This is a genomic window from Virgibacillus alimentarius (assembly GCF_000709085.1).
Lineage (GTDB): Bacteria > Bacillota > Bacilli > Bacillales > Amphibacillaceae > Virgibacillus_B > Virgibacillus_B alimentarius.
On sequence record NZ_JFBD01000079.1, the window covers coordinates 1 to 11,289 of the forward strand.

Below are 11,289 nucleotides of genomic sequence, written 5' to 3' on the forward strand. Positions count from 1 at the left end.
AAAAATTACTCGGCGTTTATCAATAAATAATTTGGAAATCTGGGGAGGTTGCAATAATGAATCAATCCTTTGTTAACGTGCAGACAGAATTACCAGGTCCAAAGGCAAAAGAATTGCTTAAAAGAAGACATGATATTGTTCCAGATGCAGTCAGTTACGGAATTCCAACTTTTGTGGATAAAGCAGATGGGGCTATCCTTCAGGATGTAGATGGTAACCGTTTTATTGATTTTGCCGGAGCTATTGGATGTATTAATGTTGGTCATCGTCATCCAACCGTAGTCAAAGCTTTGCATGATCAAGTAGATCGCTATCTTCATACAGGATTTAATGTCATGATGTATGAACCATATATTGAATTTGCAGAAAAAATAGCTGCACTTGCACCAGGCTCTTTTGATAAGAAAGTTATGTTTTTAAATAGTGGTGCTGAAGCTATCGAAAATGCAGTGAAAATAGCCCGCAAACACACGAAAAAGCAAGCAATTGTTTCTTTTTCTGGTGGATTCCATGGACGGACATTAATGACCATGTCATTAACTGGAAAGGTGAAGCCATATAAATATGAGTATGGACCATTTGCACCGGAAGTTTATCATGCAGCTTACCCATACCATTATAGAAAACCTAAGTCAATGAGTGAAGCGGAATACAGCCAGTATTTACTGGATGAATTTGAGAAGTTTTTTATCAGCGAGGTAGCTCCAGATAATGTAGCAGCTGTTCTCATGGAGCCTGTACAAGGAGAAAGTGGCTTTATTATTCCAGATAAAACATTCGTCCAGGGTGTAGCTGCTATATGTAAAAAACATGGTATCTTGCTTATTGCAGATGAAATACAAACCGGGTTTGGCCGAACTGGAAAATATTTTGCGATGGAGCATTTTGGAATAGAACCTGATTTCATTACTATCTCAAAGTCGATGGGGGCGGGTTTGCCAATTAGTGGTGTAATCGGACGGAAAGAAATGATGGATACAGCTAATGCTGGTGAACTCGGCGGGACGTATTGTGGAAGTCCGCTTGGCTGCAGTGCTGGTATTGCTGTTCTTGAAGTGATGGAAAAAGAAAGATTAAATGAACGAGCGGAAGTTGTTGGAGATAAGGTAATGACTAAATTCAAACACATGTATAATCGCTTTGACGCAATTGGAGAGGTTCGTGGTTTAGGTGCTATGTGTGCCATTGAGTTTGTAGAAGATCGGAGCAGTAAAAAGCCGGCTCCACAACTAGCCGCTCAAACACTAAAAGAAGCGCGTAAACGGGGAGTTATTGCTTTAAAGGCAGGCGTTTATGATAATGTTGTTCGGTTGTTAATGCCGCTTGTGATTACCGATGAACAACTCGAAGAAGGGTTAGATATCTTAGAAGAAGCAGTTGAGGTAGTACTGATGAAAAACAAAACAAAACAAGTTTAATTCATAAAACGCACTTGGAGGGGATGAACATGAAGCAGTATTTGATGAACATCAACGGCAAGTGGGTTGGTGAGGAACTTGAATCATTAGATGTTATCAACCCAGCTAATAATAAAAAAATTGGCACGGTTCCAATAGGTGGAAAGGAAGAAACGACGAAAGCAATTGATGCCGCGTATGTGGCCTTTGAATCATGGTCAAAACGTACGGCTTACGAACGAACAGCTTGTCTGAAGCGATTGCATGGACTGATGCTAGAACATCAGGAAGAACTGGCGCAGATCATGACGCTTGAGATGGGAAAACCAATTAAGGAATCAAGAGGTGAGGTCAACTACGCGGCCACTTTTATCGAATGGTTTGCTGAAGAAGGCAAGCGCGTATATGGAGAAACGATACCTTCACATGCAGATAACAAGCGATTACAAGTATGGAAAAAACCTGTTGGGGTTGTCGCAGCAATCACCCCGTGGAATTTTCCAGCAGCAATGCTAACAAGAAAAATGGGTCCAGCGCTCGCTGCGGGTTGTACCGTGATAATTAAGCCTTCTAGTGAAAGTCCGATCACTGCGATAAAATTAATGGAATTATGTGAAGAGGCAGGATTTCCAAAAGGAGTTATTAATCTGGTCACAGGGTCGTCTTCAAAAATTGCAAAAACAATCATGGAAAATCCAAAGGTTAGAAAAATAACATTTACTGGTTCAACAGAAGTCGGAAAAATACTCATCAGACAAAGTGCGGATCAAGTAAAACGTCTTTCGCTCGAACTTGGCGGTCATGCACCGTTTATTATTTTAGATGACGCAACTATAGATAAGGCAGTTGCAGGAGTAATGGCTTCTAAATTTAGGAACGCTGGTCAAACATGTATTTGCGCAAATCGCATTTATGTTCAATCTGGTATTTATGATGCATTTCTGGAGAAATTTGCTAAGGCTGTGAAACAATTAAATGTAGGGGATGGCACAAATGAATCAGTCGATATTGGTCCCCTCATTAATCGCGCTGGTCTGGATAAAGTATCCAACCATGTGAAAGATGCAGTTAGCAAAGGTGCTTCGGTTGTGACAGGAGGGGAACCGATAACAAATGAGGGTGGTGTGTTTTATGCACCGACCGTAATCGGAGATGTAAAACCTTCGATGATCATGATGCAAGAAGAAACATTTGGTCCGGTAGCTCCTGTTCAAAAAATAGAAACGGATGAAGAGGCAATAAAGTTAGCAAATGATACACCGTATGGTTTGGCGGCCTATCTTTTTACGGAGAACGTTGCACGCGGAACGCAAGTGATTGAGCAGCTTAACTACGGTATCGTGGGCTGGAATGATGGTGCACCATCTGCAGCACAGGTTCCATTTGGAGGAATGAAAGAAAGCGGTATTGGTAGAGAAGGAGGGCATGAAGGAATCGATGCCTTCTTAGAATCACAATATGTTTCGATCGGGATGAACTAAAATGATAAAGATGAAAAGGATGTGACAGATTGAAGCGAGAGATTGCGACAACAAAAGCCCCCTTACCTGGGGGTCCTTATTCACAGGGGGTAAAAACGGGGCACCATATTTTCGTCTCCGGCCAAGACGGGATTTATCCAAACGGTGATTTGGCTGGTAAAACAATTGCTGAACAGACGAAGGCTTGCTTAAATAATGTGAAACATATTTTAGCAGCCGCAGAGACACCCATTTCAAATATTGTTTATGTTACTTGTCATTTATCTGACCTAAGTGAAGAAAATGTTCAGGAATTCAATCAATCATATGAAGATTTTTTTAAAGACATCGAGGTAAAACCTGCACGTATCACCGTTGGCAGCCAACTATTAGACGGTAAAGTGGAAATAAGTGCAATTGCTTTACGTTATTAAACAGGTGCTTGAAAGGCTTAAAGCTATACGTTACTCATCATCATAATGATCGGGGATGGTGATTTTGTTTAAACAAAAAGAAGTGTTGTCTCGAGCAGAAGCGCTAACTCCACAGTTGATCAAATGGAGAAGAAATCTGCATATGAATCCGGAACTCAGTTTTCAGGAAGTAAGAACATCACGTTTTGTTACGGATATTTTAAATGATATTCACGGTATGCAAGTTCAAACAGCAGTTGGGTTTTCCACAGCTGTTGTTGGCACGTTATCGAATGGTCCAGGTCCTGTTATCGCAATACGAGCAGATATGGATGCTCTCCCGATCGATGAAGAAAATGATGTCGCTTATCGATCACAACATGATGGTGTGATGCATGCCTGTGGTCACGATGCTCATACAACGATTGCTCTAGGTGCGGCACATTTATTAGCTGAAAAAATGCAGAAAGGAGAGTGGAAAGGATCCGTAAAATTTTTGTTTCAGCCTGCTGAGGAAAAAGCAGATGATCACGGATTAACAGGAGCTCCATATATGGTAGAAGCCGGTGTTTTAGATGACGTGGACGCTGTTATTGCACTGCATATGAGCCCGGAAGATGAGCTTGGCACGGTTAAAATGAACGATGGATATAGTATGGCAAGTGTGGATGTATTTGATGCGAAAATTCATGGTACAGGCGGACACGGGGCATATCCGCATTTAGGAAGTGATCCTGTTTGGATGCTTAGTCAAGTACTGCCCGCTTTATATGGACTTACAGGCAGGCGTGTTTCACCGCTGGATTCTGCTGTACTCAGTATTGGCAAAATAAACACGGGATTTGCAAGCAATGTTATTCCTTCTAAAATAAATATGCAAGGAACGATACGAAGCTATCATCCAGATGTTAGAGAAGTGATTCATGCTGAATTAAAAAAAATATTAGCGGTAGTTGAGCCGTTAGGTGGTAATTATGAATTAACGATCAAGCCTGAAGATCCTGCACTAAAAAATAATCCGAGGATAAATAAATTGATAAAGCAAACAATGAAAGAGCTTTATCCTCATTTCATACTAGTGGATAGCCCTTTTGGTTTAGGTGGCGAAGATTTTGCACATATGACACAGGTTGCTCCTGGTGCCATGTTTTTTCTTGGATGCAGAAAAGCTGGTGATCAGATCCGAAATCTTCATACGCCAATTTTTGATATTGATGAACAATGTTTGCCTGTTGGGGCAGCAATTATGGCTGAAGCGGCTAGCTGTTTTTTAACGGATAGCAATTGATTTTTTAAGGAGTCGGGTTGAAAATGGCTACTCGAAACTTTACCAAGGAACCGGTTCATTTACGAGATGTGTGGAAAGCACAGAAACGAATTTCTCCTTTTGTGAATCAAACACCAATGATTTATTCACAAGTTTTATCCGATATTGCAAAAACATTTGTTTATCTCAAACTAGAAAATCTCCATATAACAGATTCATTTAAAATCAGAGGAGCGGCAAATAAAATTTTAAGTTTGACAGATGAAGAAAAAAGGCAAGGAATAACAACGTTTTCTACCGGAAATTTTGCTAGAAGTGTTGCTTACATTGCTAACAAATTGGGGATAAGAGCAGTAGTCTGCGTTTCAAAGCGGCTGCCACATGCAAAGGTTGAAGCACTTAAGAGCACAGGGGTGCAAATAGTAATGAGTGGAGAATCACAAGATGATGCCAAGAAACGGTGTGAAGCTTTGCAAGAAGAACAAGGTCTTACCGTTATTCATCCCTTCGATGACCCTTATATTATTGCTGGGCAAGGAACGATGGGACTGGAAATTTTCAATGAGCTCCCTGAAGTAGATACTGTAGTCGGCGGATTATCTGGTGGCGGTATGCATAGCGGGCTTGGTGTTGCTATGAAGTCGGCTGATTCAAGAATCGGTATTTACGGAGTTTCTCCTAAACAAGGGGCGACAATGTATGAGAGCATGCAAGCAAAAAAACCGATTTTGATAGAGGAACAGGATACTTTAGCGGATAGTCTACTGGGAGGAATAGGCGTACCAAATCATTATACCTTTGAACTTGTAAAAAAACATGTCGATGATATAGTTCTGCTCAATGAAGAGGAAATAGCCCAAGGGATGGTTTTTATGATGCATAAACATCGAATGATCATCGAAGGTGCTGCAGCTGTAGGGATTGGTGCTATCTTAAATCATAAAATACCTTTAGGTTCCCATGTTGTCTTGATTATTAGTGGTTGTAGTGTAGATCCTTCCGTTTTATGGGATTTAGAGACTAATAGCTAGAATGGGGGAGGTTTTATCGTGATGAAAATGTTGTATAATGACCGGATCATAGGTAGGGAAAACATCATTGATATGGAAGATCGGGCTTATCAGTTTGGTGACGGTGTTTATGAGGTTATCGGTGTATATGACAGGCAACCGTTTTTGCTTGATGAGCACATGGAACGACTGGAAAGAAGTGCAAAGGAATTACAGTTGAAATTACCCTACGCTACGAAACAACTGAAAGTTAAGCTTGAGGAATTGGTTGCTGTCAATCAACTTGTTGAAGGTATCATCTATTTACAAGTATCTAGAGGCATTGCATCGAGAGAGCATTACTTCCCAAGTTCAGGTGTTTCTCCAATCACGGTTGCATATACAAGAGAAGAGGAGCGAATGCGTTCTGTTGAAGATAAAGGGGCTACTGCTGTGTTAACAGAAGATATTCGCTGGCTACGATGTGATATTAAAACATTGAATCTGCTCCCGAACGTACTAGCCAAACAAAAAGCGGTTGAAAATGATGCGATTGAATCGATCCTGCATCGTGGAGACATCGTTACAGAAGCAAGTGCTTCCAATGTGTTTATGGTTAAAGATGGAAATGTGTTCACACACCCGGCAAACAATTATATTTTAAACGGAATTACACGAAAGAAAATTTTCCAATTATGTAAAACATTAGGTATTACGGTAAAAGAACAGACGTTTACAGTTGATGAGATGCTTAAAGCTGATGAAGTATTTATCACAGCGACAAAATTGGATGTCGTACCTATTTTAAAAATTGATGACAAAACAATTGGAAATGGGAAGCCTGGGAAAATAACTCGTAAATTGGTGAAAGAATTCCGCTTGTGTATTAATGAAGTAGTGCAAAGGTAATCATCCCTCAATAAAACCGAGAAGAGAATCCTGCTTATTTTTTTAGGAGGGGTACTTTGCTAAAAACAATCGTATTGTCTGCTTATCATCCGACAGTAGCGGAAATTGATCTGGAAGCATTTAAAGAGAATGTGAAAACCCTTAAACAGCATATTACTAGCGAGCTATTGCTTGCAGTCGTGAAGACAAACGCTTATGGACATGGGATTGTCCCAATTAGCCAGGAGGCGGTTCGCGTAGGGGCGGACCGTCTGGGGGTAACAACGGTTGAAGAAGGTGCAATGCTTCGCGAGAGCGGTATTACCGTTCCCATCCATATTTTAAGTTCTATTATGCCAAGGCAAGCAGAAGATATTGTACGTTATCATTTAACTGCTTCCATCTCTACATTTGATTTAGCTTATGCCCTTAGTAAAGCAGCTGAAAAACGCAAAAAAATAATTTCTGTTCATTTGAAAATCGATACTGGTTTGCATCGATTTGGAGTTTTTCCGCGTGAAGCAGTAAACTTCTGCAAAACTTGTTACCAACTTCCGGGACTAGAATGGGAGGGAGTTTTCACCCATTTCTCAAGTTCAGATGAAGGAGATTGGAAAAAGACAGATCAACAATTTGAAGTGTTTAGAAGCACTGTAAATGCGTTAAAAAGCTGCGGTTATAACTTCCCAATTCTTCATGTTGGTGGCTCAACAATAGCTATTGAAGGAAAACCCGAAATGCGTTTAGATATGCTAAGACCTGGGATTGCCTTATTTGGGTATACCCCCGCGCCTAGGCAAAAGGATAAAATAACATTAAAGCCTGTTATGAAGCTTAAAAGTGAAATTGTTCAGGTGCATGAGTTGCCTCCGAATACTCCAGTTGGTTATGGGGGCAATTTTATAACCAAATCAAAAACTAAAATAGCAATTGTACCGATTGGGCATGGCGATGGATATAAAAAAGCATTGGTTAATAAAGGTGAAATGCTTGTGAAAGGATGCAGAGCTAAAATTATCGGATCCATCTCTCAGGATCAAACAATCATTGACGTGACAGAAATATCAGATGTGACCGAGGGAGATGAAGTTATTTTACTTGGTAAACAAGGTCATGAAGAAATCACCGCACGCGATATAGCCGGATGGATGGACAGTATTGTAGATGAGGTAGTATCTAGTTTTACAGAACGTATTCGCAGGATTTACATTTAATTTGAATTGACGGAAAATTCGTAATTGTAGGGAGGGAAATAATGGATTTTTTATCTGTCATTCCGCCGATTGTTGCGGTAGTACTTGCAATCTTAACAAAACGTGTGTTGTTTTCATTATTTATTAGTATTTGGGTAGGGGGCTTCATTGCGGCAGATGGAAATCCATTTGCCGCAGTTGGGATGACTTTTACATGGATGAAGGATGTGATGGTTGACCCTTGGAATGCGCGATTTCTTGTTATGACCGCATTACTAGGTACTGGAGCAGCTTTTATGTTTAAAACGGGGGGGTCGGATGGACTTATAAAGATTTTGGAAAAACGTTTAACAACCAAAAGAAGAGTTGGTTCTTTAGCGTATTTTCTTGGAATTATCATTTTCTTTAATGATTACGTGAATTCCGTTATTGTTGGAAATGCAACGAAGGACATTACAGCCCGACATAGAATGTCAAGAGAAAAACTATCCTACATTATTGATTCAACTGCTGCACCCATGGCAACAATTGGACCTGTATCTGACTGGATTGGTTTTCAGGTATCTCTGATTGCTGCTGCAATTGCCAGCGCCAGTATTACCGGGATAGAGCCATATTTTGCTTTTCTGCAATCAATCCCATGGAATTTTTACGCAATTTTATGTCTTTTTGCAGTTCCAATGATCATACTTGGAAAAGATTTCGGACCTATGGCGAAAGCGGAACAACGAGCCAAGACAACTGGAAAACTAATACCAGATGGTTCAACCCCACTATCTTCGGTAGAAGAAGATTTGGGAAAACCTCACCAATCAGGTGCAAGCGTTTGGAATTTTATTCTTCCTTTGATAGCCCTGATTACCGTAGGATTGTGGGGATTATGGTATACAGGGGGAGGCGCAACAGGAAAATCAATGATGGATGCGCTTGCCGATACGGACGTATCTGCCGCTTTAACATGGGGTGCCTTTGCAATGACGTTAACAGGAATTATTCTTGCACTCATTCAAGGGATGAATTTGAAAATGTGTGAAGATACGGTATTAGCAGGCATAAAAACAATGCTTCCTGCACTGATAATTATTGTTTTAGCTTGGTCAATCGGCACCGTAACAGAAGATCTAGGTACTGCAGAATTTGTAGTTGGGGCAACAAAAAGTTGGATGACACCAGCACTCTTACCGTTCTTAATTTTTATCATTGCTATGTTTGTCTCCTTTGCAACTGGAACTTCCTGGGGAACAATGTCTATTCTGACACCAATTGCAATTCCTCTTGCATATGCTATTGGAGGAGTTGAGCTTGTTCATATCGCTATCGGTTCTATTTTTGCAGGATCCATTTTTGGTGATCATATCTCCCCAATTTCGGACACAACCGTAATGGCATCGATCTTTTCTGAATCGGATCACATTGCTCATGTAAATACGCAAATCCCATATGCGCTTGTTCCCGCGGGGATATCGAGTGTCTTGTATTTATCCTATACATTAATTGGAAGTAGCATTATTCTGCTTCTTATTGGAATAGTAGTTCAATTCTTCCTTCTTCGTTATTTAGGAAATAGATATCAAAAGAAATACGAAATGACAGCTAATAGGGTTAGCGTCTAACAAATTTGATATAATGGCCCTAAAGAATGGGGGAAGAGAAGATGAAACAATTCAATATTGCATTAATACCCGGGGATGGAATCGGTTCCGAGGTGGTAGCAGAAGGTGTGAAAGTTTTAAAGGCAATTGAAAAAGCAGATTCCAATATTGCCTTCTCTTTTACTGAATTCCCTTGGGGGTGCGAGTATTATCTCAAATACGGCAAAATGATGGATGAAGATGGAATTGACCAACTTAAAAATTATGACGCTATCTATCTAGGTGCTGTTGGCTATCCTAGAGTTCCTGATCATATATCATTAAGAGATTTGCTGATAAAAATCCGAAAGGAATTTGATCAGTATGTTAATTTACGTCCAGTTACATTATTAAATCCGACACTTACACCATTAAAATCAAAAGCAGAACGTGATATCGACTTTCTAGTGATTCGTGAAAATAGTGAAGGAGAATATGCTGGTGCAGGAGATTGGTTATATAAAGGAAAACCAGAAGAAGTTGTCCTGCAAACAGGTGTATTTTCACGTAAAGGTACCGAACGGATTATCCGTTATGCATATGAAGAAGCTCGTAAATTGAAGAAAACGTTAACAAGTGTCAGCAAAGGAAATGCTTTAAATTATTCAATGGTATTTTGGGATGAAGTTTTTGAGGAAATAGGCAAGGAATACCCCGATGTAAAAACATATTCTTATTTAGTAGATGCGGCCAGTCTATATTTTGTAGCTGAGCCAGAAAGGTTTGAGATTGTTGTTACATCGAATCTTTTTGGTGACATATTAACAGATATTGGAGCTGCCATCACTGGAGGAATGGGACTCGCTACGGGGGCAAATATCAATCCGGAAAAAGAATTCCCATCTATGTTTGAACCTGTCCATGGTTCGGCGCCAGATATAGCAGGGGAAGGAAAAGCGAATCCAATCGCGGCGATTTGGTCGGTCAGTCAAATGTTGGATTTCTTTGGAGAAGAAGCGTGGGGGAAAGCCATTCTTTCTACGATCAGAGAACTACTTATGGATACAAAAGCACTGACGCCAGATATGGGTGGAAAAGGTTCGACCAAAGATGTTGGTGACATATTTATTGAGTTGCTTTTCGCTTAATATTCACCTGTTTCTTCCATTTCTTTATTACCTTTATTAGGAATTTTAACGTATTTGCTGCCAACGGACGAAAAGATCATTCAGTGGAACAGCAAATCGTAAATTAGAATTCTATGTTTCTTGTAATGCTAGAGATAAATACTAAAGTATACTATAATTGTTTTAAATGAATAATCAACGTTACCACAAGGGGAGCTAAGGCTGAGATTGAACAAAATGTTCTGGACCCTTTGAACCTGTTAGTTAGAACTGACGTAGGAATGTGGGATTGTGAAAACAGTGATATGTGACTATCTCCTCCTTAAGGTGCGTTTGATTACTAACCATCAAGGGAGGGGATTTTTATATGATGCGAAAAAAACTAGGTTTACAGGCGATGATTGAAGTATCTATTTTTGCTGCGCTTGCAATGTTACTTGATTTGTTGCCATCGATTAAAATTATACCTTCAATCTCCATTTCTTTATCAATGATCCCTATTTTTATCGTAGCTTTTAGATGGGGATTTTTAGCCGCAATTATCTCAGGGTTTTTATGGGGAATTCTGCAGGTAACATTAGGAGATGCCTGGATTTTGACACCTACCCAAGCATTTATCGAATACTTTATTGCCTTTACATTTGTTGGATTTTCGGGACTTTTTGCTCGTTTAGTAAAAGAGAATTTGAAAGAAAATTTAAAAGGACGTGCCCTCTTCTGGGTAGTTATTGCGATATTCGTTGGAAGTATTGCACGTTACTTTTGGCATTTTGTGGCTGGTGTTATTTTCTTTAAAAGCTATGCCATTGAAGCAGGAAAATCGCCATTTATTTTCTCATTGATTACGAACGGAACAACCTTTTTCTTTACTGCCCTGGGCTGTGCAATCGTACTCGTGTTACTAATTGGCAGGGCGCCACAATTAATAACGTCAGCAAATCGAAACGAAGGAAATAAATAGATTAAAAGAGGCTGGGACAAAAC

General features: G+C 39.9%; 10 protein-coding genes and 1 riboswitch. All 10 genes read left to right on the forward strand.

The window, feature by feature from the left end; translation table 11 throughout:
* Positions 1–56 precede the first annotated feature (56 nt).
* Positions 57–1,418, forward strand: a complete 1,362-nt coding sequence (gene gabT / locus GZ63_RS0112570; protein ID WP_029270089.1) for a 4-aminobutyrate--2-oxoglutarate transaminase — start codon at positions 57–59, stop codon at positions 1,416–1,418.
* 29 nt (positions 1,419–1,447) lie between these two features.
* Positions 1,448–2,878, forward strand: a complete 1,431-nt coding sequence (locus tag GZ63_RS0112575) for an NAD-dependent succinate-semialdehyde dehydrogenase (RefSeq protein WP_404814848.1) — start codon at positions 1,448–1,450, stop codon at positions 2,876–2,878.
* A 29-nt stretch (positions 2,879–2,907) separates the two neighbouring features.
* Positions 2,908–3,291, forward strand: coding sequence for a RidA family protein (locus GZ63_RS0112580; RefSeq protein WP_029270093.1), 384 nt, complete (start codon positions 2,908–2,910; stop codon positions 3,289–3,291).
* Positions 3,292–3,346: 55 nt separating this feature from the next.
* The gene (locus GZ63_RS0112585; RefSeq protein WP_029270095.1) at positions 3,347–4,558 is read left to right on the forward strand and encodes a M20 metallopeptidase family protein; all 1,212 of its coding nucleotides are present in this window, start codon (positions 3,347–3,349) and stop codon (positions 4,556–4,558) included.
* A 23-nt stretch (positions 4,559–4,581) separates the two neighbouring features.
* Complete coding sequence (locus GZ63_RS0112590; protein ID WP_029270097.1) at positions 4,582–5,568, forward strand: pyridoxal-phosphate dependent enzyme; 987 nt, start codon at positions 4,582–4,584, stop codon at positions 5,566–5,568.
* A gap of 18 nt (positions 5,569–5,586) precedes the next feature.
* Complete coding sequence (gene dat, locus GZ63_RS0112595) at positions 5,587–6,435, forward strand: D-amino-acid transaminase (protein WP_029270099.1); 849 nt, start codon at positions 5,587–5,589, stop codon at positions 6,433–6,435.
* 56 nt (positions 6,436–6,491) lie between these two features.
* Positions 6,492–7,628 carry an alanine racemase gene (alr, locus tag GZ63_RS0112600; RefSeq protein ID WP_051681492.1) on the forward strand — a complete coding sequence of 379 codons (1,137 nt, stop codon included), beginning with the start codon at positions 6,492–6,494 and terminating at the stop codon, positions 7,626–7,628.
* A 41-nt stretch (positions 7,629–7,669) separates the two neighbouring features.
* Entirely contained in the window at positions 7,670–9,220 is a 1,551-nt protein-coding gene (locus GZ63_RS0112605) for a Na+/H+ antiporter NhaC family protein (protein ID WP_051681493.1), read from the forward strand.
* A gap of 41 nt (positions 9,221–9,261) precedes the next feature.
* Positions 9,262–10,326: a tartrate dehydrogenase gene (locus GZ63_RS0112610; RefSeq protein ID WP_029270105.1), complete on the forward strand. Its 1,065-nt coding sequence runs from the start codon at positions 9,262–9,264 to the stop codon at positions 10,324–10,326.
* A 178-nt stretch (positions 10,327–10,504) separates the two neighbouring features.
* A riboswitch (TPP riboswitch) is annotated at positions 10,505–10,604 on the forward strand.
* Positions 10,605–10,672: 68 nt separating this feature from the next.
* A complete protein-coding gene (gene thiT / locus GZ63_RS0112615; RefSeq protein ID WP_029270107.1) occupies positions 10,673–11,266 on the forward strand; it encodes an energy-coupled thiamine transporter ThiT in 594 nt (197 codons plus the stop codon).
* Positions 11,267–11,289: the final 23 nt, after the last annotated feature.

Excerpts from the sequence above, each read along its gene's own strand:
- GZ63_RS0112610 (WP_029270105.1), top strand. The coding sequence starts at position 9,262 with ATGAAACAATTCAATATTGCATTAATACCCGGGGATGGAATCGGTTCC.
- GZ63_RS0112585 (WP_029270095.1), top strand. The coding sequence starts at position 3,347 with ATGGTGATTTTGTTTAAACAAAAAGAAGTGTTGTCTCGAGCAGAAGCG.
- GZ63_RS0112605 (WP_051681493.1), top strand. The coding sequence starts at position 7,670 with ATGGATTTTTTATCTGTCATTCCGCCGATTGTTGCGGTAGTACTTGCA.
- GZ63_RS0112590 (WP_029270097.1), top strand. The coding sequence starts at position 4,582 with ATGGCTACTCGAAACTTTACCAAGGAACCGGTTCATTTACGAGATGTG.
- gabT (WP_029270089.1), top strand. The coding sequence starts at position 57 with ATGAATCAATCCTTTGTTAACGTGCAGACAGAATTACCAGGTCCAAAG.
- GZ63_RS0112575 (WP_404814848.1), top strand. The coding sequence starts at position 1,448 with ATGAAGCAGTATTTGATGAACATCAACGGCAAGTGGGTTGGTGAGGAA.
- thiT (WP_029270107.1), top strand. The coding sequence starts at position 10,673 with ATGATGCGAAAAAAACTAGGTTTACAGGCGATGATTGAAGTATCTATT.